25 protein-coding genes are annotated in these 25,958 nt (G+C 44.2%); 8 read left to right on the forward strand and 17 right to left on the reverse strand.

The genetic code is table 11. The annotated features are described in order from the left end of the window. Complete coding sequence (ileS, locus tag ACKWCA_RS03880; RefSeq protein WP_413976822.1) at positions 1-3,402, reverse strand: isoleucine--tRNA ligase; 3,402 nt, start codon at positions 3,400-3,402, stop codon at positions 1-3. Positions 3,403-3,666: 264 nt separating this feature from the next. Between ileS and ACKWCA_RS03885 the strand changes: the two genes are divergently transcribed. Then, the gene (locus tag ACKWCA_RS03885) at positions 3,667-4,044 is read left to right on the forward strand and encodes a hypothetical protein (RefSeq protein WP_413976823.1); all 378 of its coding nucleotides are present in this window, start codon (positions 3,667-3,669) and stop codon (positions 4,042-4,044) included. 54 nt (positions 4,045-4,098) lie between these two features. Here the strand turns inward: ACKWCA_RS03885 and ACKWCA_RS03890 are convergent, their stop codons facing one another. The 4 genes from ACKWCA_RS03890 to ACKWCA_RS03905 form a co-directional block, all read right to left on the reverse strand. Further along, positions 4,099-6,510: a TonB-dependent receptor gene (locus ACKWCA_RS03890; RefSeq protein ID WP_413976824.1), complete on the reverse strand. Its 2,412-nt coding sequence runs from the start codon at positions 6,508-6,510 to the stop codon at positions 4,099-4,101. A 1-nt stretch (position 6,511) separates the two neighbouring features. Next, the gene (gene recO / locus ACKWCA_RS03895) at positions 6,512-7,231 is read right to left on the reverse strand and encodes a DNA repair protein RecO (RefSeq protein ID WP_413976825.1); all 720 of its coding nucleotides are present in this window, start codon (positions 7,229-7,231) and stop codon (positions 6,512-6,514) included. Positions 7,232-7,382: 151 nt separating this feature from the next. Next, complete coding sequence (gdhA, locus tag ACKWCA_RS03900; RefSeq protein WP_413976826.1) at positions 7,383-8,726, reverse strand: NADP-specific glutamate dehydrogenase; 1,344 nt, start codon at positions 8,724-8,726, stop codon at positions 7,383-7,385. Positions 8,727-8,876: 150 nt separating this feature from the next. Further along, positions 8,877-10,034 (reverse strand): cystathionine gamma-synthase, encoded by a 1,158-nt coding sequence (locus tag ACKWCA_RS03905; RefSeq protein WP_413976827.1) that lies wholly within the window; start codon positions 10,032-10,034, stop codon positions 8,877-8,879. A gap of 74 nt (positions 10,035-10,108) precedes the next feature. On the opposite strand from ACKWCA_RS03905, the gene ACKWCA_RS03910 reads away from it, so the two are divergent. Then, a complete protein-coding gene (locus ACKWCA_RS03910; protein WP_413976828.1) occupies positions 10,109-10,849 on the forward strand; it encodes a DUF3298 and DUF4163 domain-containing protein in 741 nt (246 codons plus the stop codon). Positions 10,850-10,851: 2 nt separating this feature from the next. Here ACKWCA_RS03910 and ACKWCA_RS03915 read toward each other — a convergent pair whose 3' ends face one another. After that, positions 10,852-11,313 carry a DinB family protein gene (locus ACKWCA_RS03915; protein ID WP_413976829.1) on the reverse strand — a complete coding sequence of 154 codons (462 nt, stop codon included), beginning with the start codon at positions 11,311-11,313 and terminating at the stop codon, positions 10,852-10,854. A gap of 129 nt (positions 11,314-11,442) precedes the next feature. Between ACKWCA_RS03915 and ACKWCA_RS03920 the strand changes: the two genes are divergently transcribed. The 5 genes from ACKWCA_RS03920 to ACKWCA_RS03940 all read left to right on the forward strand — a co-directional run bounded on the left by ACKWCA_RS03920 (position 11,443) and on the right by ACKWCA_RS03940 (position 14,528). Continuing rightward, complete coding sequence (locus tag ACKWCA_RS03920; protein WP_413976830.1) at positions 11,443-11,700, forward strand: ArsR/SmtB family transcription factor; 258 nt, start codon at positions 11,443-11,445, stop codon at positions 11,698-11,700. 207 nt (positions 11,701-11,907) lie between these two features. After that, a complete protein-coding gene (locus ACKWCA_RS03925) occupies positions 11,908-12,603 on the forward strand; it encodes an aspartate/glutamate racemase family protein (RefSeq protein WP_413976831.1) in 696 nt (231 codons plus the stop codon). Positions 12,604-12,656: 53 nt separating this feature from the next. Next, positions 12,657-13,259 (forward strand): short chain dehydrogenase, encoded by a 603-nt coding sequence (locus tag ACKWCA_RS03930; protein WP_413976832.1) that lies wholly within the window; start codon positions 12,657-12,659, stop codon positions 13,257-13,259. Positions 13,260-13,272: 13 nt separating this feature from the next. Beyond that, entirely contained in the window at positions 13,273-13,626 is a 354-nt protein-coding gene (locus ACKWCA_RS03935; protein WP_413976833.1) for an arsenate reductase family protein, read from the forward strand. Continuing rightward, positions 13,623-14,528 carry a DMT family transporter gene (locus ACKWCA_RS03940; protein ID WP_413976834.1) on the forward strand — a complete coding sequence of 302 codons (906 nt, stop codon included), beginning with the start codon at positions 13,623-13,625 and terminating at the stop codon, positions 14,526-14,528. Before ACKWCA_RS03935 ends, ACKWCA_RS03940 begins: the two co-directional genes overlap by 4 nt. Here ACKWCA_RS03940 and ACKWCA_RS03945 read toward each other — a convergent pair. From ACKWCA_RS03945 to ACKWCA_RS03985, 9 genes are all read right to left on the reverse strand, one after another. Beyond that, entirely contained in the window at positions 14,525-15,484 is a 960-nt protein-coding gene (locus tag ACKWCA_RS03945; RefSeq protein WP_413976835.1) for a sugar phosphate isomerase/epimerase family protein, read from the reverse strand. The genes ACKWCA_RS03940 and ACKWCA_RS03945 overlap by 4 nt on opposite strands. Before the next feature lie 60 nt (positions 15,485-15,544). Continuing rightward, the gene (locus ACKWCA_RS03950) at positions 15,545-16,090 is read right to left on the reverse strand and encodes a cupin domain-containing protein (RefSeq protein ID WP_413976836.1); all 546 of its coding nucleotides are present in this window, start codon (positions 16,088-16,090) and stop codon (positions 15,545-15,547) included. Continuing rightward, entirely contained in the window at positions 16,087-17,370 is a 1,284-nt protein-coding gene (locus ACKWCA_RS03955) for an MFS transporter (protein WP_413976837.1), read from the reverse strand. The genes ACKWCA_RS03950 and ACKWCA_RS03955 overlap by 4 nt, the downstream gene beginning before the upstream one ends. Next, positions 17,363-17,998 (reverse strand): GntR family transcriptional regulator, encoded by a 636-nt coding sequence (locus ACKWCA_RS03960; protein WP_413976838.1) that lies wholly within the window; start codon positions 17,996-17,998, stop codon positions 17,363-17,365. Before ACKWCA_RS03960 ends, ACKWCA_RS03955 begins: the two co-directional genes overlap by 8 nt. A 100-nt stretch (positions 17,999-18,098) precedes the next feature. Further along, on the reverse strand, positions 18,099-19,304 hold the full coding sequence (locus tag ACKWCA_RS03965; RefSeq protein WP_413976839.1) for a DUF763 domain-containing protein: 1,206 nt from the start codon (positions 19,302-19,304) through the stop codon (positions 18,099-18,101). A gap of 39 nt (positions 19,305-19,343) precedes the next feature. Continuing rightward, positions 19,344-20,114, reverse strand: a complete 771-nt coding sequence (locus ACKWCA_RS03970) for a LytR/AlgR family response regulator transcription factor (protein ID WP_413976840.1) — start codon at positions 20,112-20,114, stop codon at positions 19,344-19,346. A gap of 1 nt (position 20,115) precedes the next feature. Beyond that, the gene (locus ACKWCA_RS03975) at positions 20,116-21,123 is read right to left on the reverse strand and encodes a sensor histidine kinase (RefSeq protein ID WP_413976841.1); all 1,008 of its coding nucleotides are present in this window, start codon (positions 21,121-21,123) and stop codon (positions 20,116-20,118) included. Positions 21,124-21,186: 63 nt separating this feature from the next. Beyond that, positions 21,187-22,287 (reverse strand): serine hydrolase domain-containing protein, encoded by a 1,101-nt coding sequence (locus ACKWCA_RS03980; protein WP_413976842.1) that lies wholly within the window; start codon positions 22,285-22,287, stop codon positions 21,187-21,189. A gap of 141 nt (positions 22,288-22,428) precedes the next feature. After that, the gene (locus ACKWCA_RS03985) at positions 22,429-22,914 is read right to left on the reverse strand and encodes an acyl-CoA thioesterase (RefSeq protein ID WP_413976843.1); all 486 of its coding nucleotides are present in this window, start codon (positions 22,912-22,914) and stop codon (positions 22,429-22,431) included. A 115-nt stretch (positions 22,915-23,029) separates the two neighbouring features. Here ACKWCA_RS03985 and ACKWCA_RS03990 point away from each other — a divergent pair, with 115 nt between their 5' ends. Continuing rightward, on the forward strand, positions 23,030-24,004 hold the full coding sequence (locus tag ACKWCA_RS03990; RefSeq protein ID WP_413976844.1) for an NAD(P)H-dependent flavin oxidoreductase: 975 nt from the start codon (positions 23,030-23,032) through the stop codon (positions 24,002-24,004). Positions 24,005-24,011: 7 nt separating this feature from the next. Here the strand turns inward: ACKWCA_RS03990 and ACKWCA_RS03995 are convergent, their stop codons facing one another. Both ACKWCA_RS03995 and ACKWCA_RS04000 read right to left on the reverse strand, forming a co-directional pair. Beyond that, complete coding sequence (locus ACKWCA_RS03995) at positions 24,012-25,667, reverse strand: FAD-dependent oxidoreductase (protein WP_413976845.1); 1,656 nt, start codon at positions 25,665-25,667, stop codon at positions 24,012-24,014. Positions 25,668-25,670: 3 nt separating this feature from the next. Next, positions 25,671-25,946, reverse strand: coding sequence for a UBP-type zinc finger domain-containing protein (locus ACKWCA_RS04000; RefSeq protein ID WP_413976846.1), 276 nt, complete (start codon positions 25,944-25,946; stop codon positions 25,671-25,673). Between the last annotated feature and the right edge of the window lie 12 nt (positions 25,947-25,958).

A 25,958-nucleotide genomic window follows, 5' to 3' on the forward strand; every position in this document is an offset into this window, starting at 1 on the left:
CTAGTGTTTTACTATAAACAATTTTGTATTTACTTCATCGAAGGCAATATCAGTGCCCACATCTAATTTTTCTTCAAATTGGAGCGTTGCGGTCAAGGTCTCCGTTTTTATATAATCCATATTGCTCGTGACCGCTTGTTCTACGAGCCCGTCTTTTAAAATTCTGATCTCGATCTTATCGGTTACTTCAAAACCTGAATCCTTTCTCATGTTCTGAATACGATTGACCAGTTCTCTAGCGATACCTTCCTTTTTAAGGTCTTCATTGATGGTCACATCCAAGGCTACGGTCAGACGACCTGCAGTGGCCACTAACCACCCCTCGATATCCTTTGAAGTTATCTCTACATCCTGTAACTGTAATTTAATGGTTTTATTTTCAATTTCAAGTGTTATTTCGCCCTCTTGTTCGATTTTTTGGATATCATTCTGTTTCAGCTGTGCTACAGCCGCAGCTACTAGCTTCATTTCCTTACCGTATTTTGGGCCTAAAATCTTAAAATTCGGTTTGATTTGCTTGACCAAAATATCGGAAGCATCATCCAAAAGCTGTACTTCCTTTACGTTGACCTCCGATTTTATCAGGTCGGAAACCGCTTCGATCTCCTGTCGTTCCCTTATATCCATGACAGGAATCATGATCTTCTGCAAAGGCTGGCGCACTTTGATCTTTTCTTTCTGACGAATTGAAAGTACCAAAGACGAAATGGTCTGGGCCTTATGCATTTTTCCTTCTAGTTCCGTATCGACGAATGAAGCGTCATACTTGGGAAAATCAGCCAAATGTACACTTTCAAAAGATTCGTGTTTCGTAGCACTGGTCAAGTCTTTATACAGGCGATCCATAAAAAAGGGCGCTACTGGAGCAGAAAGCTTGGCCACGGTCACCAAACAGGTATACAAGGTCTGGTACGCCGATAGCTTATCTTCTTGATAATCCCCTTTCCAAAAACGTCTTCGGCTTAAACGCACGTACCAATTGCTCAAATTCTCCTGTACGTACTCTGAAATCGCACGTGTCGCCCTGGTGGGCTCATAATCGGCATATGCCTCGTCAACTACCGCAATCAACGAATGCAGCTCGGAAAGGATCCAACGGTCAATTTCTGGCCGTTTCGCTAGGGACAGATCTTCCTCTTCATACTTGAATTCGTCAATGTTGGTATAGAGTGCAAAAAAGGAATAGGTATTATAGAGCGTACCGAAAAACTTTCGCTTGACCTCAACAATGCCATTACTATCGAATTTCAGGTTATCCCATGGGTTTGCGTTCGATATCATATACCAGCGCGTCGCATCGGCCCCATGTTCGTTCATGGTATCAAAAGGATCGACGGCATTGCCCAAACGTTTGGACATTTTTTTACCTTCTTTGTCGAGGACCAAACCGTTTGAAACAACGTTCTTATAGGCCACCGAATCAAAGACCATGGTCGCTACGGCATGCAAGGTATAGAACCACCCTCGGGTTTGATCGACACCTTCAGCAATAAAATCAGCAGGGAAGGTTATGCCTTCATCGACCAAGTTTTTATTCTCAAAGGGATAGTGCCATTGTGCATAGGGCATAGATCCACTATCGAACCAAACATCGATCAAATCGCTTTCGCGCTTCATCGGTTTACCGGAATCGGAAACCAATACAATCGCATCTACAATGTTTTTGTGCAAATCAATTTTTTCGTAGTTGGACTCCGACATATCACCCACGACGAAATCCTCAAAAATAGCGCGCTCTAGTACCCCGGCATCAACCGCTTTTTTCATTTCGGACTTCAATTCGGCCACCGAACCGATAATCAATTGCTCGGCACCATCCGCTGTCCTCCAAATCGGCAATGGAATTCCCCAATATCGGGAACGTGAAAGGTTCCAATCGTTGGCATTGGCCAACCAATTTCCAAAACGGCCTTCACCGGTGGATTTCGGTTTCCAATTGATGGTTTGGTTCAGGTCGAACATTCGATCTTTGATCTCCGTCACTTTAATAAACCACGAATCCAAAGGGTAATATAAAATCGGCTTATCGGTACGCCAGCAATTGGGGTAGCTGTGTACATATTTCTCTACCTTAAAGGCTTTGTTCTCTTCTTTTAACTTGATCGCTATTTCAACATCGACCGAGCGTTCGGGTGCCTGACCGTCTTCATAGTAGGCGTTTTTCACATACTTCCCGCCAAATTCCTTGAGTTCGGGTCTGAACCTGCCCTGCAAATCGACCAAAGGAACAGGATTACCATTATCGTCCAATACCAATAATGGTGGAACTTCAGGCTCGGCCTGCTTGGCAACAAATGCATCGTCAGCACCAAAGGTAGGGGCCGTATGTACGATTCCAGTGCCGTCTTCGGTGGTCACAAAATCTCCGGCAATCACACGAAACGAATTTTCCGGATTCTGATACGGCAGTACATATGGGATCAACTGCTCGTAACGCACCTCCAAAAGGTCGCTTCCTTTGCATTCCCCAATAACTTCATAAGGTATTTTTTTATCTTCCCTGGAAAAATCGGTAAAATCAGAGGCGTCTTCGGCTTCTTTATACTTTCCTGCAAACTGCTTGGAAACCAAGTTCTTCGCCAACACCACATGCATGGGTTCAAAAGTATATTGATTGAAGGTCCGCACCCATACATAGTCAATTTTAGGGCCTACGGTTAGTGCCGTATTTGAGGGAAGGGTCCACGGAGTGGTGGTCCAGGCCAGGATAAACACATCACCTATAATTCCATCAAAAAGAGAGGACAAGCTTTCTTTTTTGACCTTGAACTGAGCAGTGACCGTAGTGTCGGTAACATCTTGGTAGGTGCCGGGTTGATTGAGTTCATGTGAACTCAATCCCGTACCTGCTTTTGGGGAATAGGGCTGTATGGTATACCCTTTGTAGATCAGGCCTTTATCATAAATTTGTTTCAACAACCACCACACTGTTTCCATGTATTTGGACTTGTAGGTGATATAGGGATCGTCCATATCTACCCAATAGCCTACCTGCTCCGTCATGTTGTTCCACACATCGGTATAGCGCATGACCGCCTTTCTGCAGGCCGCATTATAATCTTCAACCGATATTTTGGTTCCGATATCTTCCTTGGTGATGCCTAACTCTTTTTCGACGCCCAGCTCAATAGGCAAACCATGGGTATCCCATCCGGCTTTCCGTTTCACTTGAAAACCTTTCATGGTCTTGTACCTTGGAAAAATATCCTTGATGGTCCGGGCCATCACGTGGTGTATACCGGGCATGCCGTTTGCCGAAGGCGGGCCTTCATAAAACACATAGGTCTCCTGACCTTCCCGTGAAGAGACGCTTTTTTCAAAAATGGCATTCGCTTTCCAGTAATCCAGTACCTCCTGCGCTACTTTGGGCAAATCCAATCCTTTATATTCCGCGAACTTCATAGTATGCTTTTAATCCCTCATTTAAAGGCTGCAAAATTAGGAATTTTGATTGAAATAGAAGGCATTCCAACAGGTAAACCACAAGTTTTCAGTGGAATTGCATATCATCGGGCAACACCTGTATTTCTTTTCCATTCCTCGTAATCTATATTGAAATGTTAACAGTTGTCATCCAAAAGACGAATCTGTCCGTATATCTGAGTGAATTAAAACAAACACTAAAACTCAACAAAGATGAAAAAAGTAATTTTAAGTTCAATTTTGATGCTTGCCCTTTCCTTCTCATTTGTATCCTGTAGAGAAACTGCAGACAAGGCAAACGAGGCTGCCGAGGCTGCTGCCGATGCCGCTGAAGAAGCAGGTGAGGCGATGGGCGATGCCGCTGAAGGCGCCATGGATAAAGCTGGCGAAGCGGTAGATGCCGTCAAGGAAGCCGGTGATGATGCTGTGGATGCTGCCGGTGATGCGGTTGATTCGGCCAAAGATGCTGCAGGTAATGCTGTCGATGCAGTTAAAGATGCTGGCAATGACGCTGCGGACAAAGCCAAAGAAGTTGGTGGTGACATCAAGGATGCGGCGAACAAAACTGCCGATAAGGCAAAAGAAGCTGCTAAGGAAGTTGAAGACAAGGTGAAGAACTAAGCATCATTTCCACAAAAGAACGACCCCAGCGTAAACGTTGGGGTTTTTTTATGCCTAGAATTGATAGGACAATCCTAATATGAAGTTCCTACCCGGAGCGGCTATACCCGAAGAGTAGGTTCGATAACGCTGGTCGGTTAAATTTTCTAGATTCATTGTAGCCTTGAACGCATTGGAAATCGCATACTGCGACCGTAGATTAAGCGTATACCAGGAGGGAGAATATGGGTTGCCATTGTCGTCGGCCGCATAAATATATGCCTTGCTCCGTTCCGAATTGGCCAAATCATAAAAAGGTATTTCCCCATTGTAATTCAAAAAAAGGTCGGCCTTCAAACGTTGATTTTTCCAAACTAGGTGAAGGTCACCGAAAGTGGGCGCGACATGCCTTCCGGGAGAGTCTGTTCCGTCATCTTCCTCTTCGATACCCTCTGTTAATGTCAGATTGGAATGTAGTGAAAAGTGATCGGTGATAAACGCTTGTAGTCCGAACTCAAATCCGTAAACATAGGCCTTAGCTGCATTTTGAATGGCTTGTACATTACTCAATTCGCCATTGTATGTTATCTCCGATTGCCCATCGAATAGAAAATCGCGGCGTACTAGGGCATCCACCAAATAGGTATAGAAAGTGGCCGCTTCCAAAACGACCCGGTCATTAAAATTCTTTCGAATACCCAATTCCAAATTGTAGGCATATTCCGGTTCCAAATCGGGGTTGGGCACCACCACCGAGCCCGGTTCAGAATCGAATAACTTGCCTACGTCGTCGATATTCGGAGCGCGAAAACCGGTTGAACCGTTCCATGTAATCTGTAAATCAGCCTTTGGAAACCAACTGATTCCCAAACTACCGGTCAGTGCCCCATTATTCAGATTTGCATCATCAAAAGGAAAGGGATAAAACGTTTTGTCAAAAACGGCGTCGATCCAAACATGGCTGTACCGAAGCCCCGTCATCAATGTCAAATTCGGCTTTGCCTTGTATTCTCCATTCACATAACCTGCTAAGGTCTGCCATGTAGCCCCATCTGGATAACGAGAAGCCGCAATATCAACTGCGTTTGTTTCAATGTTCTTTTGGCTTCCCGTTGAGTTGACTTTATTGAAAATGTACTCTCCTCCATAATACAACCTCAGGTTTCCTATTTTTTTGTTCTCAAAATCGATGTTAGTCGAAAGCGCATCCACGGTTTCACGTGTAGTGAGACGTATCAGGTCTTGAAAGTCCCTATCATTCCTGCTTTCTTCGAAATGCTGGTAGGCCGTGGTCAATTTCACGCCATCGTAAAACTTTCCCTTTCCTTTTTTATTGATCTGTGCATTGGCCATGAGCCATTTTTGAGGCCCATAAAACCATTCTGCGGAACGCAGGCCATCTCCGGCGGCGTTCGGGCGGATTAATCGGTCATATCTTGCATAATCCGATGTTTCGGAATAATGAAGTCCGAAATCATAGCGCCATATCGCATTGGGCTTAAAGGCGACCTTCTGAAGCAGATTGAGTTGATCATAGCCCGTGGGAATTTGCTTTTTGGGCTCTGAATTGGCGATAAGTTCATCGACGGCATTTCTTCTGACCACCAAATTAGTTCTCAAATACGAGTCAGGACCATGGTCGCCCGTGGTAAGGTCTTCAAAGGTGTTATAGGATACACTGGTTAAAAAAGCCCATTTTCTTTTCCCGAAATTAATATCGAAATGGGCCGTGTTTTCAGTATTGGCCGAAGCAAAACGATAATTGGCATTTCCACTCACCCGAAGACTGTCCAAATTGGAAAAATTAGGCTCTTTGGTATAAAAATTCATGACTCCACCTATCGCATCGCTACCGTAAATCACCGAACCGGGTCCAAAAATGACTTCGCTATTCTTGATATTGAAGGGATCGATTGATATCACATTTTGAAGGTTACCTCCCCTAAAAATCGCATTGTTCATTCGAACACCATCGACCGAAAGCACTAAGCGATTTGTCGCAAACCCTCGTATCATAGGACTACCGCCTCCCAACTGACTTTTCTGCACAAATACTTTTCCACTACTCTGCAAAAGATCTGCCGAGGTTTGTGGGGTAACAAAGGCTATCTCACGCGCATCAATGGTAGCGATTTTATTGGGGATGTCTTTCTTCTGTTGCTCCCATTTACTGACCGACATCACCACTTCATCCAACTGCTCGGCCTTCATCATCAGATATACTCTACTGCGTTGTCTTAACAGTTGTGCCTTAGTCGATTTTCTGATTTCATAACTGATGTGTTTGAAGGTGATGCGCTCGTTTCTATCAAAAATAGAGAGATCGCATCTGCCATCGAAATCAGATAGGGCCGTCTTTGATCTGTCAAGGTTGTACACCGCCACATTGATTATCGGCTCTTTGGTATCCATATCAAGTATAGTGACCTCCTGAGCGAAAACCACTCGGACCATGAGAAAGAAACACGTAACTAGCAGGTACCGCATATTAACTGAAAACTTCATTTAAAACGGCCAGTGACTTGGGTTTTCTAAATCCTTGCAAATGCAATTCGTAATACAATACAAGCGATTTGAGCAGCTCTTGCCGATTGGTCTTGTTCATTTTGATGCGTTGTACCTCATCAAAATTTATGCCTAAGAACCTTTTGAAGAAAGAAAGATTCTCTCCGGTCAAAATAGGGTTAAGTGAAGGGGTATTGGTGAACTCTCCTTCCTGCAGATCAAAGCAGACGGTACCCATGTCATTGGTATCAGGGTAAAACCCAAAATATTTGGTCAGGCGAATCAAAAAATAAAGGTGGAAATTGGAGATGGCATCATGGGTATCAAACCACTGTAGTGAGGCTTCCAAAAACTCAAAGAGCGGTTCATTTCGTTCTTCTTCACGAACGCTATTGCCCAGAACTTCGGCCAAAAATAGGGCCATGGCATTTTTTGAAATATCGGTATGCAAGGTTTGGTAATGGTAATTCACCTTTACCTCACGGATACTTTCCAAGGTGCCCTTGTTCTTATGGTTCGCTACGAGCTCTAACTGTGATAAGGGTTGAAAGTAGGCACTTTTCAACTTCCCTCTTTTGGAGGTCAACACACCCTTCAAAAGGTATGATTTTAAACCATCGGAAGCCGTAAAGGCCTTTACGATCAAACTCGTATCACCATATTTCAAAGAGATCAGCACTATGGCTTTGGTGGTCACTTGCATTCGGATGGTCGGGTTTGGTACAAAGATAACCTATAAAAGTACGGTTTTGAAAGTACCTAAAACCAATACTGATTTCAAAAATCAAAAAGAGCCTGTCTAGTCGTTAAAACCAGACAGGCCCAATTCATTATTTATGTTTTGATTTCGGTACTTAGATCACTCCCTGAGCTAACATGGCATCGGCAACTTTTACGAATCCGGCGATATTTGCTCCTTTGACATAATTGCAGTATCCGCCTTTTTCTTTACCGTACTCAATGCACGAATCATGGATATCTTCCATAATATCCCTCAATCGTTCATCGACCTCTTCACGGGTCCAACTGATCCGCAACGAGTTTTGTGACATTTCAAGACCTGAAGTTGCTACCCCACCTGCATTGGATGCTTTACCAGGAGCAAACAAAATCTGCGCCTTTTGGAATTCGTGAATCGCCTCAGGTGTAGATGGCATATTTGCTCCTTCAGCCACGCAAATACATTTATTCTTGATTAGGGTCTTTGCGCTCTTTCCATCCAATTCATTCTGGGTGGCGCATGGCAATGCGATATCACATACAACCTCCCAAGGAGTTTTTCCACTTACGAATTTTGCGGACTTATACTTTTTTGCATACTCTGAAATACGACCTCTTTTGTTATTCTTAAGATCCATGACATAGGCCAATTTCTTCTTGTCGATTCCTTCACTATCGTAGATATACCCTCCGGAATCCGATAAGGTCACCACCTTTCCTCCCAAATGAATTACTTTTTCGGCAGCATATTGAGCCACATTTCCAGAGCCTGAAATTACTACCGTTTTTCCTTGAAAACTCTCGTTTTGGGTCTTCAACATGCTTTGGGCAAAATAAACGGTGCCATACCCCGTCGCTTCGGGTCGAATCTTAGAACCGCCCCAAGAAAGTCCTTTACCGGTCAATACCCCGGTAAACTCATTTCGCATTTTCTTGTACATTCCGAAAAGGAATCCGATTTCACGGGCACCAACACCGATATCGCCTGCAGGAACGTCGGTATTTGGACCAATATGTCGGCACAATTCACTCATAAAGGCATGGCAAAAACGCATCACCTCATCATCTGATTTTCCTTTGGGGTCAAAATCGGAACCCCCTTTACCACCGCCCATGGGCAATGTGGTCAGACTATTCTTAAAGACCTGTTCAAAAGCCAAAAACTTCAAAATACTGGCATTTACCGATGGATGAAAACGCAAGCCACCCTTATACGGGCCAATGGCCGAGTTCATCTGAATTCGATACCCGCGATTCACGTGTATTTCCCCTTTATCATCTACCCAAGAGACCCTGAACGAAATCAATCGTTCTGGTTCTACCATGCGTAATAGAATGTTTTTACCGCTGTATATTTTCTTTCTGGCGATGTATGGAATAACGGTTTCGGCTACTTCTTGAACCGCTTGAATGAATTCAGGTTCATGGCCGTTTCTGACCTTGACCTCATCCATAAATCCATCAATTTTTGCTTGCATTCTTGCGTCCATAAATTCTTTAGGAATAAGTTAAACCCCTTGACCTAGATAGACCCTAATCGCGGGGCATGTTTATTGAATTAAAAATATATCGGCAAAATTATGCTATTATTATAATTTACACCCTATTATTTTCAAAATATGATAAATTTATACGCCGATGGCCTGCTCCAAATCGGCAATTAAATCCGCTACATCCTCAATGCCGACGCTTAGTCGTATCAGTGCGTCGACCACGCCACTCTTTTCGCGCTCTACTTTCGGAATACTGGCATGGGTCATACTAGCAGGGTGTCCGGCTAGACTTTCAACACCGCCTAGGGATTCCGCTAAAGTAAAGACCTCTAGTTTTTCAACGATTTTAATCGCATCATCATAACTACTACCCTTGGGGATAAAGGAAATCATTCCCCCAAAATCATTCATTTGCGCTTTTGCGATGTCATGGTTGGGGTGGTCTTCGAAACCGGGCCAGTACACCTTTTCTATTTTAGGGTGGTTTGCCAAATACTCGGCAATCGCCCTTCCATTCTCGCAATGGCGTTGCATACGCACGTGAAGTGTTTTGATTCCACGAAGGGTCAAAAAACTATCCATAGGTCCGCAAACGGCCCCACTGGCATTTTGAATGAAATAGAGTTTGTCTCCCAATTCTTTGTCCTTTACGACCAGGGCACCAACGACCACATCACTATGTCCACCCAAGTATTTCGTTGCCGAGTGCATGACAATGTCGGCACCTAGATCCATCGGCACCTGCAAATAAGGCGTGGCAAAGGTATTGTCTACGGCCAATAGGATATCATGCTTTTTGGCCAAAGCTGAAACGGCCTTGATATCAATGACGTTCATCATAGGGTTCGTCGGGGTCTCAATCCAGATAAGTCGCGTCTTTTCCGTAATGTATTCAGCAATGGTATCGGTATTTTGCATGCCGATAAAGTGAAATTTGATGCCAAATTTTTCAAATACTTGTTTGAACAAGCGATAACTGCCCCCATAGAGATCGTTAGTGGATACCACCTCGTCACCAGGATTCAATAGTTTTATCACGGCATCTATAGCAGCGAGGCCACTGGCGAACGCCAGACCATAAGTACCGTTCTCGATGCTGGCCAAGGAATTTTCCAAAGCGGTACGCGTAGGGTTGGCACTTCTAGAATACTCAAAGCCTTGATGCCCTCCCGGAGTAGTCTGGGCGTAGGTAGAGGTTTGATAAATGGGGGGCATGACCGCGCCGTACGCTTTATCCGGTTGCTGCCCTCCGTGAATGGTCTTGCTATTGAACTTCAGTTTCTTTTCACTCATGGTTTATAATTATAAGTACAAATGTATCGTTATCTTTGAAAGCATACAATCAGACCCCAATCACTGATACCGAAATGAAATCTTCCATTTGCTTTATTTGCATGCTTTTGCTGCTCATTGGTTGCCAAAACCACGACAAACTTACTTTTGAACCCGTCCTAATTCAAAGTGAATCCAACGTTAATTGTACTATTCAAATAAAGATTCCTCAAGCCATTGATGACACTAAACTGGCCCGTGTGGTCAATACGGCCTTACGTGAAGAGGTCATTTCGTTACTACATTTCGATGAGGAGTCTGGGGTTTCGGATATCAATACGGCCATGGCATCTTTTGAATCGGGATTTGAAATACTCCAGCAGCGCTATGCTGACGAGACCACGCCTTGGGAGGCGAAAATCGATGCTGAAATCACTTTTGAGAACGCGTCGATACTGAGCATTGCCTTAAATGCCTTTCTATTTACGGGAGGAGCTCATGGGTACTCTTCGGAACGCTTCCTTAATTTTGATAAAATCGAAGGACACGAATTGGAAAACTGGCAACTGTTTAAAAATAGTGAGGCATTTCAACATTTGGCAGAAAGCAAATTTCGGGCACAAGAGAACATTCCACCCGACAAACCGATCAACCATACCGGCTTCATGTTCGAGGAAGATTCCTTTTATCTTCCTGAAAATATCGGATTTACCGAAAAAGGACTAACCTTACTTTATAACCAATATGAGATTTCGTCCTTTGCCGACGGTACTCTTGAGCTGGTTTTGCCGTTTGAGGAAATTCAGAAGTTCATGGCAACTGAAACAAAACTATAATACTATTTCATTAGAGCTTTTTGGAGCGATAGGATGACCCCAAGATGCAGGCCCTCGTGAAAAACATTGAATGCCAAGGCATCTTCTACGCACTCCAAAACCACACCAGGTGTCGTCGTATATGGGTCGAAGTTCTTGAAAATACCGTTCTCGTAGTCTTGCTGTATCCATTCGGCGGTGGCAAAAAGATATCCTTCAATTTCTTCCATCTCGTCATCCGTGGCCGTACCATCAGGAACAGTACCTTTCTTGAACTTGTCGATCAACTCATTCGACATACGCATGGGTAAGTTGCTCCTGCCATAGACCAAACGTTGCTGTGTGACCACAACATGTGCAATATTCCACCAGATATTGTTGCGAAAACCGGGAGGAATTTCGAGTAGGGCCTCCTTCGGAGTATTCTTAAGAATCTTATAGAGAATCTTTCTGTTTTTAAGGGTAATGTCAAAGAGCTTTTCCAATCTTTTTATATTTAGTTGAAGATACAATTCATAAAAACATATCTATATTTCTAGATATGTAAATATTATTTATATATTTGTCCTGTGAATATTGTCGAAATTAGTAAAGTATTATCAAACGAGACCCGTGTGCGAATCTTAAAGTGGTTGAAGGAGCCTGAATTGAACTTTCCGCCCCACCAAGATATCGATCATTTTGATGATGGTGTATGTGTCGGTTATATACAAGATAAGACCGCATTGTCGCAATCTACTATCTCGACGTATCTGAATTCGATGCAGCAAGCACAATTGGTCATTCCTACAAGACATGGGAAATGGACCTATTACAAACGGAATGAAGAGGTCATCAAGAGCTATGTAAAGGCCTTAAAAGAAGAACTATAATTTTTTTGCTTAATCCATATCGACAATTAGCGATATATAAATATATAACATGATGAACAATCCGCAACAATGCACGATGAATGAACCGTTGTGTCGCCAATCACAGCGTTCAAAATGGAAAAAAATGCTATCTCAACTGCTCGCTACCATCACCATATGCAATGCAGAAGAGTTGTCTAAAATCAAATAATCCAAAAAAAAGAAAAAATGAAAACAATAGGTTTAATCGGTGGTATGAGCTGGGAATCCTCAAAGGTCTATTACGAGCATGTGAATACCATGATCAAGCAACAGTTAGGGGGTTCACACTCGGCAAAGGTCATAATGACCTCTGTGGATTTCGGTGAAATCGAAAAACTCACTTTCGAAGGGAACTGGAACAAAATCGGAGATATCATTGCCAACGAATCCATAAAGCTTGAGAAAGCTGGGGCCGACATGGTATTATTGTGTACCAACACTATTCATTTGGTGAGCGACCGTATTACCAATTCGGTGGCCATACCCTTTTTTCACATTGCCGACGCCACAGGAGAGGCTATCCAAAACGATGGGTTACAAAAAGTAGCCCTACTCGGCACCAAGTTTACTATGGAAAGGGATTTCTATACCAAAATACTTCAAGCGGTCTATGGCTTAGAGGTTCTTATTCCGAATCCTGAAGAGCGGCAAGTAATCCACGACATTATTTATAATGAATTGGTGAAGGGGGTGTTATCGGAAAAATCAAAGGCGGTCTATCTTGAAATCATTGCAAGTCTCGAAAAAAGAGGGGCCCAAGGCATCATTGCAGGATGTACGGAAATTCCCCTACTGATTTCCCAAAGCGATATTTCAATCCCCTTATTCGATACGGCCAAAATACATTCGGCCAAGGCAGTAAGCATCGCCTTGGGCCAGTAAACGACTTCCAAATCTCGATAATCGATTAAAATGAATTCTAAAACTACAACTACATGAAACTACTGATCGTCGGCGGCCATGGCGCCATAGGAAAAACATTGACCGCGCATTTCAAAAAGGATAACGAAGTTATTATTGCAGGAAGAAGCAATGGAGACATTGAGGTCGACATCACCGATTCCTCATCGATTACGCGGATGTTCGACGCCATTGGCAACATCGATGCGATTATCTGTGCAGCAGGTGATGCGAAATGGGCTACCTTTGAAAACTTAACGGAGGACGATTACTACATTGGGTTCCGCAGTAAACTCATGGGGCAAGTCAATCTAACGCGTTTAGGGTATCGGCACTTGAACGAAGGAGGTTCCATTACCTTGACAACGGGTATTTTAGCGGAACACCCGGTACCAAAAACTGCAAGTGCGGCCATGGTCAACGGAGCAATCCATAGCTTTGTAAAAGCTACGGCGCTTGAGCTTCAAAGAGACGTTCGATTAAATGCCGTAGCCGCAGGAATGGTTCAAGACACCTATGAAAAGTACAAAGATTATTTTCCGGGCCATACCCCCGTCTCTATGGAAAAAGTAGTGTCCGGATATGAGCAGAGTGTACTTGGATCGGAAAATGGAACGATCATAAAAATTTACAACTGATAATACCTTAGCGATGAAGAAACTATACCACCTAAGCACCTGTGATACCTGTCAACGTATCATCAAAGAATTGGAGTTGCCAAGCGATTTTGAACTTCAAGACATCAAGACCGATCCCATGACCGAAAAACAGATAGAAGAAATGAAAACCTTTGCCGGAAGCTATGAAGCGTTGTTCAGTAAAAGGGCGCGTTTGTACCGGCAACAAGGGTGGCACGAAAAGCAACTTGCGGAGACGGACTTCAAAAACTTGATCTTAGAGCACTATACCTTTCTAAAACGTCCGGTCATTCTGCTGAACGGGCACATATTTGTAGGCAATAGTAAAAAGGTGGTTCAGGCTGCCAAAGAGGCCATTCATTCTTGAGCAAACGAACTCTAGCCATACTAGCGGCCATTGGCGCAACCACCATTTATGCGCTTAACCATACGATTGCTAAAGGAGTGATGCCACATTATGTGCAGCCCTTTGGGTTTATCATCTTTCGAGTAGGTGGTGCAGCCTTGCTATTTTGGTTGATTTCCTTTTTCGGTCCAAAAGAGCGCCTACGGAAAACGGATTATATGCGTATGTTGGTCTGTGCCCTTCTCGGCATGGGTATCAACATGTTGGTCTTCTTTAAGGGGTTGGCGCTCTCTACCCCTATCAATAGTGCGGTTTTGGTCACTACCACTCCGATTATCGTATTGATCCTTTCCGCGATATGGATCAAGGAAAAAATATCGGGGCGGAAAATTCTGGGTATCACAATCGGACTCATCGGAGCCTTAGGACTCATTTTCTTTTCCTCGGAAACTAGGCAGGATGCCCCAAACATTCCTCTGGGGAATTTTCTAATTCTAATGAACTCCGTATTCTATGGCTCCTATCTCATTGTCGTGAAAACCTTGATCGATAACTATCATCCGTTTACGTTTATGAAGTGGTTGTTTACTTTAGGAATTTTTCTCGTACTTCCGTTCGGGTATAAGGAATTCATGGAAATAGACTTTGCCCATCTGCCCCTTGAAGCGATATGGAGTATCATTTTTGTGGTGGTCGGCACTACGTTTTGTACCTACTTGTTCAATATTTTTGCCTTGACACAGTTACGCGCGTCTACATTGAGCGCATTTGTTTATGTACAGCCCCTAATCGGAATTCTCTATGCCGTTGCCATGGGAAAAGACACATTGACCACCCTGAAAATATTGGCGGCCTGTTTGGTTTTGGTCGGCGTGTATCTCGCCAGTAGAAAACCCCGTGCCGGCCGGGCCAAGAACGCTTAAAGCCGATAGATTTCCTTGCGTACCAGACGCATCAGATCCATATGTTTTTCTTCGGCCATCAATCGCCGGTACTTCTTACGATCTAGCTTATCGACCAAATTCCAAAGGGCCAGATTCATTTCGGCATGTTCCGTAAAGAAACCGATCATGTCAAAAATACGTGGAGAGGCATCAGCGGTAAAATACTTGTCATACCCATATTCCTTGGCATAGAAAAGGAATTCTACCGTGTGTAGAAAGTTCCGGGAACCCGAAATCAAATCCCAATCAAAATTGAAGTCATTATCGTTCGTATGCAAATAATAGTCTGTTTGGGTTTCTTCACACAAAGCAATGACCTGAGCCGGATTTTCCTTGGCCAGCAAGGCATGCCCGAAGTCGATGGTCACACCCGTAGCCCTATTGCCGACCTCTTTTAAAAACAGTATCGTTTTCGCACAAGTGTCCAATTGTGCATGTACCCGGGTCTCATTGATTTTGTATTCGATAAACAATGGCATTTCAGGCATGTAATCCGCTGCTTCTGCTATTGATTCTACCATATTCCGCCACGCTTTCGGATAATCGACCTGAAACAAGTTATCATACCCATCTGAAAGTGGGCAACAGGTCACCAATGGTGCGCCTACTGCCTTGGCATAGTCCTTGGCCTTTTTGATAATGGCTATTGCCCCTTTTCGCAAGTCGGCGTCGGAACGTGACAAAGCACCCGGCACCCATTGGGTTTCCTTTTTGATATTCGCGTTGACTGCTGCAAAGTTCAGCCCCCGCTCCTCGAAGAGTTGCTTGGTCGAGGCGGCCTCTTCCGTTTCATAGGGATATACGATTTCGACACCGTCAACCCCAGGAATCTTAACGACCAAGTCTAGACGTTCTACTAAACTGGTTGGTTCTTGATACTCGGAAAATCGATCTTGGGTCCTCCCCAAAAATGCGGTGATAATACTCTGCTTCATAAATTTCTAGTTATAGTTCTTCCCGATGCATCGGGCGTCTTTTTATCTCTCTCTAGGGTCTTAATACCCCTCGATTTTGGTCTCCCTTACAATATTGGGGTCGGTAAACTCGTCCATCAGGTCGGTCACCTTGGTGGAAAACGAATACATTACAGCCCCGCGCGCACCCGCTTGAAACCAGTGTTTGGTGCCTGGGGGAAGTACTAGTTGCTCTCCCGGATTAATGATTACTTCGTTTCGCATGGTGTAGCAGGCTTCTTTTCCTTCTGGAATAAAGCCCACTTGCATCGTATCGGCTCCTGGGATGTAAAAGGTCAGGTCGCCCCAGATGCCCCGAATCACTTCTTCCTTACCTGGGTCGTCGCCAACAGGTGGATGCCAATGTTCCGGCTCGGTCTGGTGCGGGAGTAATACCAAAATCTTGGCCGCCATGCGATCAGTATCGAATAGGGTAAGAATCTGAACCCCTTCTGCCTTGATTCGACTCAGTCCAAAATCTGCCGCTGTGATATTTTTCTTGTCCTGCTCGGTCAATAGAATTCCGGCTTCTTCTATCATATCGATAGATTTCTCGCAGACATACTTAAAATCTTCTTTGGTAATCATAGTTTAGTATTGCTAATTAGTTGAAGTGGCTTCTCTGGGTTTACTCCCCACCACAAGAGTATCGCCAACACATTGAGCCCTGCGGCCAGATAGAAAAAGGGAACTTCGGAGCCTGTCATATCCAACAAATACGGAAAGGCCAGAGCCGTCAAGAACGACCCGATATTCCCGGCCATATTCATAGTGCCGCTTACGGCCCCGGAAAACTGCTTTCCGATATCGACACAGGCACTCCAAGAAGGGCTTAGGGTCATATCAGCGCCGAAAACGGCTATGGAAATGAAGATGATTGCGGGGGTGACCGTTTCCATATACACACTAGCGACAATGCCCACGGAAGCCAAAATAAAACCGATAATAGCGGGTGCTTTTCTCGAGAGCGCCCACTTTTCTCTTTTGTAAATGTAATCGACCATAAACCCGGAAAACCAATTGCCCAAAGCGCCAGAAACTAGTGGTGCAGAGGCGTAAAAGCCGGCTTCCAAAGCATCAAGACCGTATGTGGTCTTCAAATGGGGAAACAACCATGTCAAACAGAAAAAGAAGGTGAAATTACTAGAGAAATACTGTCCCATCAACAACCACATTTGCTTGGACCTGAACAGCTTTCCAAAATCGATCTTGGTCTTTTCTTCTTCCCCCGTACTCCGATTCGTATGAGCACGGATAAAAGCCGCCTCATCCGTTGGCATTCCCTTATGATCTTCAGGATTATCTCGAAACCACAGGTACCATATAAGACCCCATAACAGCCCCACTCCCCCTAAAATCACGAAGGTCATGCGCCAGCCTACAAGTTCCATTAGCCAAGCGACCATGGGTAGGGCAAATGCAGCCCCAATACGGCCTCCAGAGAAATTGATTCCATTAACAATGCCCCGTTCCTGCAACGGAATCCAACTATAGATGGCACGGGCCATCCCGGGAAAAGCCCCTGCCTCCCCAGCACCGAAGAGAAAACGTACGACCATTAATATGCCGTAATTATAGACCACTCCGGTCAAGGCGGTAAACAGGGACCAAAGCGAAACTACCGCGGTTAATATCTTGCGCGGACCGTATTTATCGGCGAAGAGTCCGGCCGGCGTTTGAAAGAGCGCATAGCCCAAGGCAAAAATACTCATGGCCCACCCCATTTGTTTGTCGGACAGTTGCAATGATTCCGCGACGGGATCTTTGGCGACGGATAGTAAAATGCGGTCAAAGAGCACGATCATTGCCAGAAGGAACGTGCCAAAAACCATTTTGTAACGGGTTGGAAACCAAGATGTACTAGGCATCTTTCATTTTTTTAAGGATGAGCTGCCTGGATTTTTCCAAATGTTTCTTGATCAATTTTTCCGCAAGGTTTACGTCCCTTTGATGAATTGCGGAGATGATGTTCAAATGTTCCGGCAAGGTCTCTTCAGGGGTACGTACCAAGCCGATCCTATCAATACAGCCTAAAAGATTGCCCTTTTGAAAAAGATCATACAGAAATGCATTCCCACAATTCTTGATGATCATATCATGGAATTCACTGTCCGCCTGCTGGTATTGCCGCGTATCTATGGTCCCTTTCCCAAAAATGGACAGCACCTTGTGAAGACGATCGACCTGACTTTGGGAAGCCTTCTCCGTAAAAAGCCGAACAGCAGTACTTTCCAAGGCTATTCGACAATCATAGATTTCAATGATCTCGGCATCGCTGAACTGACGTACGACCACGCCCCGTCGGGGAATGGACTCGATCAGTGATTCGGCTTCCAGCATCCGTAGGGCCGCACGAAGCGGGGTTCGGCTGATGCCCAACTTATCGGCCAATTGTTCTTGTACGATTTTCTGGCCCGGCTCCAACTTTCTGGAAACGATCATCTGCTTTACCTTTTTGTAGGCTTGCTTACTCAATTCGTCATTGGTGATTCGCATAGCTCGAATATAGTCAATATTGTATACGGTATACAAAATAACATTCTATTTCTTCCATTTTATGAATATGAAATACGAGTCGCACCCGTGATTCCTGACCTTAGAACAACCGCAATTGTGTATTTTGGGAAGGGGGCTTGGCGAAACCAAAAACACTACGGCCGCCATGCTTGTACGACTCCTCGTTTTCTTTTTGAACCAAGGCTTCGAAATTGGTATTGGGGCTAAATCCGTTTTCAGCCTTTTGCGCCAACGCAGTCAGCTTTTTTACCGCTTGAAGTTTGTTGGAATTACCGATCTTGGCCCTGTTCACGGCCTCTCGAAGGACATCAATAGTCTCATCATACACTCTGGTAGGCACGGGAAAGGGGGTCGCGTCTTTTCCTCCATGAGCAAAGGCGAAACGTGCGGGATCGGAGAATCTCGATGGGGTACCATGAATGATTTCACTGACCAATGTCAATGATTGTAGGGTTCTTGGACCGAGCCCTTTTAACAATAGTAAATCCTCGAACGTATGTGTCTCGTTTTCCTGTGCCAACCATAAAATGCTGCCCAGTCGTTTCATATCGACATCTTTGGGTTTGATATGATGATATACGGGTACCAAAAGATGGGGTACTTCCTTTAAGATCTTATCCGGATGCTCATTTGCAATCTCCAAAATGGCTCGCTGTGTAGGTAAGGCTTTTTGATGAACCAGGTTCAAGATATTCCCTTGGTTCTCTCCGCAGACGGCCGTATGGGGTTCCTCGACAAAAGATTTCAAATTTTCGGAATGCCAGTGATACCGCCGTGCCATACCATTCGTAGGGTGCATTCCCTGTTGCACGACAGACCACTTTCCCGTATCGCTCACCACAAAGCTATGAATGTATAGGTTATACCCGTCTTGCAAGGCCGTATTGTCAACTTTTGCGCTTAGCTTACTACAGTTTGAAAGATAGTTGCCGTCAAGTCCGGTCTTATTCCCGACCACTACCAGCTCATTAGGGGTCTGAAGTGATTTTTTTCCCTTCCCGCCACAGACGTAAAGTCCCAATTGTTTGGACACCGGATTAATAGATTGTTTCAGCACGTTCAACACCGTTGTCGTCACTCCGGAAGAATTCCAATCCATACCGATGACCGCCCCGAAACTTTGAAACCAAAAAGGATCGGAAAGGCGTTCCAGAAAGTCATCTTTTCCTTTTTCTTCAATCAAGGCTTCAACAATCGGCAGTGTCAATTGCTTCATACGGTGGAACAACCATGACGGTACTGCTCCACCATGCAGCAATAAATCAGCCGTGCCCGAACGTTTCATGATTTAGGAATTTATCCAAATATATGGATTTTTTCCATGTTAACTCTCTATCCATAGTCTAAAACTCCTTGTCGTGGCGGTACTCGTAATTGCATTTTCTTTCACTCCTGTAATCTTGAGCGCAAGCCTATTCTTGGCATACGGTATTATTTTTTCGATATACCCGATTCCGACAATTTGGCTCCGGTTAATCCTAAAGAATTGTTTGGGGTCAAGTTCTTTCGTCAATGTGCCCATGTTTTTTGAAATACTATGCCGGAGACCATTGGAATCGACAATTTGACAAAAATCCCCATGAGCTTGTATCAAGACTATCTGGGACGTCTTCAATAGTTGTATTCCATCTCTTTTCTTAATCGCAAATCGCTTTTTGTAGTTTTCAAGATTACTTTCCAGGGCTTCCTTTAATTGGTAAAACATATCTTTCTTGAAAACCTTGGGTTCAAATAAGACTTCAAACTTTTCGAGAGCACTTTCAAGATCTCGCTTTTGATAGGGTTTTAAGATATAGGCGATGCCGTTGGATTGAAACGCTTCAAGTAAATGTTCGTCATAGGCCGTACAAAAGATGATAGGGGCCTTAATGGTTACTTTTCCGAAAACGTCGAAGGCGGTACCGTCAAGCAGCTTGATATCTGAAAGTATAAGATGATAGTCTTGGTTTGCTTGCAAAAATTCAATGCCTTCCTTCACACTTCTGGCACAGTCGAATCGAGTGGCTTCCCCGAAAAAATCCATTAGGTAGCTGACCAGTTTTTTCTTGGCCGGAACCTCGTCTTCCAATATGAAAATACGCATGTTGCGATTCATCTTATTCGATTAGGTGCAATAAAGGTAATACGATGTTAAAACTACTGTCTTTTTCCTCAATTCGGATAGTATGATCACTTAACAGTCGATAGCGTTTGTTCAAATTTTTGAGACCTGTACCCATAGATGTCACCTTTCTTGTTGGCTTGGAAATCGAATTGATAATACTGACCGATTTCTTATCGATAATCACTTTGGCCGTTATGGTTTCATCGCTAGATGCCACATTGTGTTTAACGACGTTTTCTAAGACCGTTAGGAGGGCACCGTGGGGTAGGTAATGGGCAAGTGGGGGTTCTCTTTCGATAATCTCAAAACTGTAATCACCTGCAAAACGGGTTTCGATCAAATAAAAATAGTCTTTAGCAACGCCAAGTTCATTGGCCAAAGGAACAATATCTTCATCCCTGGTATGGATCAAATACCTGTATAGGGAGGCCAAATGCCCGATATACTCTTTTACTTTTTCTTTTGGGGAATAGTCGATTAACGCATCTATGGTATTCAGACTGTTATAAAGAAAGTGCGGGTCATATTGGGCTCGGAGCACTTTAAGCTCCAAATCCTTTTGGCTATTGAGTAATGCAATCGTGTCTAGTTTATTCTCATAATACTTCTTACCGAGCACCAAACCAATCAACATTACAGAGTCTGTGGCACTTCTATGGAAATTTTCGATGAGCATGATTTCAAATGAAGGGAGCTCCCACGGTTGGTGGGCCGTAAAATAATCACGCCACATATCGAGAAATCCGACCGCCTCCCATGCGACGAAAGCCAATACAATGAAAACGACGTAATTCTTTTTCACGATCAGGTATCTATTGATCAACCACCTGAACATATAAAGCAATAGTAGATTCTTGATTACAAAACCCACCAATCCTGTGATAATTTCAAAAGACGTATAGTTTTGCACGTTCCATCGGAACAATAACCAAATGGCTGCGCCTAAAAGGTAAATTAGAATGAACCTATAGTCGGATCGGTTAAACTTGAACGTGTTCATCTTCGGAATTTGCTGTTGCCAATATAATGAAGTTCGCTACAATGGAATGCACACCACATAATACTATGGAGTCATCAAGTATTCAAGGAATACCATCGGCAATGGAGACTGATTACCATTGGTAAACATGACAAAACCCCATTGTGTTTCAGGAACAATAATAAAAATACTGGTGTAGCCAGGATTATTCCCTCCATGACCTAAGGCCTCTCCGAAGGGCATTTTGGCCTTTGCGAATCCAAGGGTCCAGTCCGTGACTCCCGCCTGCGTCTGTGGATGCCCTTCTGGCAAGGTTACCTGGCTTTTGAAAAGCTCTTGATAACTTTTCTCGGACAACCCCTTTTTATTCATTAACGCAATCAGCCATTTTGAAAAATCGAGGGCTTCGGAATGAATCGAAAATGCCGATCCAAAAATGTTAGGGTCGTCATCTTCCTCGACCGCCTTGCCTTCGATGTATCCGTGCACCTTATTTTTCATGTTTTCGGCATCTTGAATGTACTTGGTATGTTTCAAATGTAAAGGTTGTGCGACCCGCTCTTGATACATCGCCTCTAGACCGGCATCGTCTGTGTCCATTACATGTGCCAAAACCTTCGCTAAATATTGATACCCTTCTCCTGAATATTGAAAGGTGCTGCCCGGCTCAAAAGAAATGAACAGTTCACCACCATCGTAATCCGATCTCCAATTCGGAAATCCAGAGGTGTGTGTAAGTACCATTCTCCCCGTGATTTTTTTGTAGCGTTCATCTTGGGCGATATCCGGGTAGGGCAAATATTCGTACAGAGGTGTGTCCAAATCCAATTTTCCTTCCTCAACAAAGCCCAGTACAAAATAAGCGAATAGCGGTTTGGAAAGGGAGGCGCCCTCAAAGATACTTTTATCCGTAACCACTATCTTCTTCTCCAGATCGGCATACCCCTCTACCCAATGATATGCCACTTCGCCCTCATTGATAATTGCCAATGATACTCCAGGCACATCAAGGGCTTTCATTTGAGTCTGCAGGAATACTTCAATGGAATCGGTAGAAACCACCTCACCTATCAGGTTTTTAATCTCCCCTACTGGAGTTGATAGTTGCCCATAACCGTGATTGTTGATGAATTGGATACCCCAGAATAAAACAAGAGGGATACTTCTTTTTAATACTAATAGCATGATTGTTCGTCTTTGATGTTCGGACGGCAAGATTGACTTATTTGCTAAAATCCGAAAGCGAAAAAGGATGAACCGGGCGCACAAAAAGTTCTATTGGGATAAAATTCGGTCGAATGAAAGGCTCTTTACCTTGCAGAGAAATTAAAATCCACTATTCAGATGCTTCGGCACCCGTGCCAACTTTCTTGTATCCGCTTTAGTTAAAACGCGAAAGCCACTCTGCTTATCCATTGCATTTAGCGCATCGATGAATTCTTTTGGTGGTACGGTAAGACGTCTCGTTTTTAAATCCATCCATGCGCCCATCATTTCACTGCGAGCAACATTTTCCCCTTGATGATTATAGAAATCATGTTTGAATTCAAAAAACTTACCGTCTTCGCTCATTCCTACCACCTCCATAGAAACCTGAATCGGTCTTCCCGGCAACACTTCCTTAAAGTAATAGAGGTGTTCATAAAATGCTACAGGCCCCATTTGCAGACGTGTAAAAGATTTTTGATTTAAACCGAGCTCCAACAAAAAAGCGATTCTGGTATGACTGGTATAATTCAGATAAGCGGAGTTGGCGAGGTGCCGATTGGCATCTACATCACTCCAACGAATTTCAAATTCTTTACGATACATTGAAGAAATAATTTATTATGCATGCATAGGAATGATAAAAATACCATAGTTTTGAAAAACAGCCACACTTATTCGAAGGAATTAATCGCTATTTTTAAATCAAGAAAATACTATCATGAGCCAAAAACCCGCATTTATTAAAGACCTTTCACTACCTGCAATCGCTGCCCCGATGTTCTTGATCTCGGGCCCTCAATTGGTTATTGAATGTTGCAAAAACGGTATCGTAGGCACTTTTCCCGCCTTGAACCAGCGAACCAGTGAAGGTTTTGAGGAATGGCTCATTGAGATAAAAACGGAACTTCAAAAATTCGAGAAGGAAACAGGCAAAAAGGCGGCTCCTTTCGGCGTTAATTTGATCGTACACCAAACCAACCCACGATTAGAGGCCGATATCAAACTATGCATCAAACACCAGGTGCCGATTATCATCACCTCATTGGGTGCAGTTTCAATGGTGGTGGATGCCATTCATAGTTACGGAGGATTGGTTTTCCACGACATCATCAAAAAACGTCATGCCGAAAAAGCGCAGGAAGCCGGTGTCGATGGATTGATTTTAGTTGCCGCCGGTGCAGGTGGGCATGCCGGTACGATCAACCCAATGACCTTGGTTTCCGAAATCAAAAAATTCTTTGACAAGACGATTATTCTTTCGGGATGTATCAGCACAGGGCGCGATATTGCCTCTGCTCTACAAATGGGTGCCGATTTGGCCTATATGGGCACACGCTTCATTAATACCGATGAGGCCAAAGCGCCGGACGAATACAAACAAATGATCATCGATGCCGGGGCAAGTGATATTACCTATACTGCCGCTATTTCGGGAGTGCACGCCAATTTCTTGGGTGCTAGTCTCAAAGCCGCAGGACTCACGGAAGAGGATTTAAAAAAGGACCGGAAAATCGATTTTGGTAAGGAACTGGATACCGAAGCAAAAGCTTGGAAAACCATCTGGTCTGCCGGTCAGGGTTCGGCCATGATCAAAGATTCGGTTCCTGTTTCGACCTTGGTAGATTCCCTAAAATCGGAGTTCAAATCTGCGATTGAAGTGCAGGCAAAAGTTTTGGAAATCTATCCTAAATAAAAAAATCTTACACCTCCATCGTTTTCCGGGCATTCAATTCGCCCAAGAATTGGTGTACTTGACTAATGGCCATTGAGCCTTCGCCAACCGCCGAAGCAACCCGTTTCACGGACCCTTTTCGCACGTCACCTACCGCAAAGAATCCCGGTATGCTCGTTTCAAGCGATTGCGGTTTTCGCTTTCTGAAAATATCACATTTGAATAGCGCTTTCTCCTCAATACCTGGGCCCGTACATATAAATCCTTTTTCATCCGTAGTGACCAATCCTTTTAACCAATCGGTGCCAGGCCTGGCACCGATAAAGGTAAACAAGTTGGTAATGGCCTTTTCAGTTTGTTCGCCATCTTTCGTTTCTAAGATCAGACTCTCCAAATGGTGCGTTCCATTCAACTGGGTCACTTGGGTAAAGAGGTGCACAAAAACATTCGGGGCCGCCTCGATGCGCTGTACCAAATAATTACTCATTTTCGAACCAAGGTCACCTCCTCTCAAAATGACATGTACTTCCTGGGCGTGGTCGGCCAAGAACAGTGCGGCTTGTCCCGCAGAATTGCCACCTCCTACCACACCAACGATCTCATCTTTACATGAAGAGGCGTTCATTCCCGTAGCGGAATAATACACTCCACTGCCTTCATAGCGTTCTATATCCTCCAAAGGAAGTCTACTATACCGTGCACCAGTAGCGGCAATCAATGCCTTGGTCTTGATTTCCTTTCCATTGGTCGCGCATAACACAAAATGATCTCCGGTATGTTCGATACTTTTTGCGCGATGCGGAATCGAAATATTACAGCCGAACTTTTGGGCCTGTACATAGGCGCGATTAGCCAGTTCGCTTCCGGAAATCCCAGTAGGGAACCCAAGATAATTCTCGATTTTCGAACTCTTACCGGCCTGCCCGCCTGGGGCATTACTGTCGATCGTAACTACATCGAGTCCTTCGGAAGCCGCATAGACGCTAGCTGCCAGTCCGGCAGGCCCCGCTCCGATAACCAACAGATCAAAGACCTTATCTTCGAATTCCATTAAGACGCCCGAATTTCGTGCCACAGAATCCAGAGAAGGATTTTTACAGATTTTGGTGTCACTCGTAATCAATATCGGTAAATCGGCCTCGTCAAGATTGAAGCTCAACAACAGGTCTTTTGCTTCCACTGAACTATCGACATCCATAAAATTATACCAGATGTGATTTTTATCCATAAAATCGCGAATGGCATAGGTCTCCTTTGAATTGCCCGAACCGACCAATTTAAGACCCCCCGTAAACTCAGAGAGTACCGTTTGCTGGCGTAATAAAAAGGCATTCAACAACAGGTCGCTGATATCGCTATGCTTGGCGATAGCTCTTCGTAGTTCGAGTGGGGTCAACCTAAGCAGGGTGGTACCCCCTTTTGCAATAGCATGAAACTGAGCACTGCGGTTTGAAAGCATACCACTATCCCCGGAAAACTCGTTTTTTTGGTGTTCAACAATTAGGGCATTTTCGTTGGTCGGGTCTTCGATCGCTATTGCCCCTTCGAGCACTACGAAGAAATCATATTGCAAATCACCTAAGGTAAATACTCGGGTATCCGTATCAAAAGATTCAATTGTACCGTGCTCTTTGAGGATAGTGATCTGCCGCTGGGTCAATTCAGGAAATCTAGGGTCTGTCATTTTCTAATATCTAGCAATTAATTCATGTTCATAACACCACATCCATTTTTCGCCGGGTTCGGCGGAACTAATTACAGGATGCTTTTTTTCTTGGGCGTGTTTGCTGGCATGTTTGTTGGGTGAACTATCGCAGCACAGGGTCACACCGCAACGCTGACATGTTCTCAAATGCACCCAGCCACCACCTATCTTCACACATTCTTCGCATTGGTATTCTTTCGGAGTTTTAACGGTATCGATTACCGCTAAATGCGCACATTTTTTCATTTTGAAAGCCATACTGAAATTTAC

The organism is Maribacter corallii, assembly GCF_047345415.1.
Lineage (GTDB): Bacteria > Bacteroidota > Bacteroidia > Flavobacteriales > Flavobacteriaceae > Maribacter_C.

Bases quoted from the DNA above. Each gene is read 5' to 3' on its own strand.
- ileS (WP_413976822.1), bottom strand. From the start codon at position 3,402: ATGAAGTTCGCGGAATATAAAGGATTGGATTTGCCCAAAGTAGCGCAG.
- ACKWCA_RS03885 (WP_413976823.1), top strand. From the start codon at position 3,667: ATGCTTGCCCTTTCCTTCTCATTTGTATCCTGTAGAGAAACTGCAGAC.
- ACKWCA_RS03890 (WP_413976824.1), bottom strand. From the start codon at position 6,510: ATGCGGTACCTGCTAGTTACGTGTTTCTTTCTCATGGTCCGAGTGGTT.
- recO (WP_413976825.1), bottom strand. From the start codon at position 7,231: ATGCAAGTGACCACCAAAGCCATAGTGCTGATCTCTTTGAAATATGGT.
- gdhA (WP_413976826.1), bottom strand. From the start codon at position 8,726: ATGCAAGCAAAAATTGATGGATTTATGGATGAGGTCAAGGTCAGAAAC.
- ACKWCA_RS03905 (WP_413976827.1), bottom strand. From the start codon at position 10,034: ATGAGTGAAAAGAAACTGAAGTTCAATAGCAAGACCATTCACGGAGGG.
- ACKWCA_RS03910 (WP_413976828.1), top strand. From the start codon at position 10,109: ATGAAATCTTCCATTTGCTTTATTTGCATGCTTTTGCTGCTCATTGGT.
- ACKWCA_RS03925 (WP_413976831.1), top strand. From the start codon at position 11,908: ATGAAAACAATAGGTTTAATCGGTGGTATGAGCTGGGAATCCTCAAAG.
- ACKWCA_RS03930 (WP_413976832.1), top strand. From the start codon at position 12,657: ATGAAACTACTGATCGTCGGCGGCCATGGCGCCATAGGAAAAACATTG.
- ACKWCA_RS03935 (WP_413976833.1), top strand. From the start codon at position 13,273: ATGAAGAAACTATACCACCTAAGCACCTGTGATACCTGTCAACGTATC.
- ACKWCA_RS03945 (WP_413976835.1), bottom strand. From the start codon at position 15,484: ATGAAGCAGAGTATTATCACCGCATTTTTGGGGAGGACCCAAGATCGA.
- ACKWCA_RS03950 (WP_413976836.1), bottom strand. From the start codon at position 16,090: ATGATTACCAAAGAAGATTTTAAGTATGTCTGCGAGAAATCTATCGAT.
- ACKWCA_RS03955 (WP_413976837.1), bottom strand. From the start codon at position 17,370: ATGCCTAGTACATCTTGGTTTCCAACCCGTTACAAAATGGTTTTTGGC.
- ACKWCA_RS03960 (WP_413976838.1), bottom strand. From the start codon at position 17,998: ATGCGAATCACCAATGACGAATTGAGTAAGCAAGCCTACAAAAAGGTA.
- ACKWCA_RS03965 (WP_413976839.1), bottom strand. From the start codon at position 19,304: ATGAAACGTTCGGGCACGGCTGATTTATTGCTGCATGGTGGAGCAGTA.
- ACKWCA_RS03970 (WP_413976840.1), bottom strand. From the start codon at position 20,114: ATGAATCGCAACATGCGTATTTTCATATTGGAAGACGAGGTTCCGGCC.
- ACKWCA_RS03975 (WP_413976841.1), bottom strand. From the start codon at position 21,123: ATGAACACGTTCAAGTTTAACCGATCCGACTATAGGTTCATTCTAATT.
- ACKWCA_RS03980 (WP_413976842.1), bottom strand. From the start codon at position 22,287: ATGCTATTAGTATTAAAAAGAAGTATCCCTCTTGTTTTATTCTGGGGT.
- ACKWCA_RS03985 (WP_413976843.1), bottom strand. From the start codon at position 22,914: ATGTATCGTAAAGAATTTGAAATTCGTTGGAGTGATGTAGATGCCAAT.
- ACKWCA_RS03990 (WP_413976844.1), top strand. From the start codon at position 23,030: ATGAGCCAAAAACCCGCATTTATTAAAGACCTTTCACTACCTGCAATC.
- ACKWCA_RS03995 (WP_413976845.1), bottom strand. From the start codon at position 25,667: ATGACAGACCCTAGATTTCCTGAATTGACCCAGCGGCAGATCACTATC.
- ACKWCA_RS04000 (WP_413976846.1), bottom strand. From the start codon at position 25,946: ATGGCTTTCAAAATGAAAAAATGTGCGCATTTAGCGGTAATCGATACC.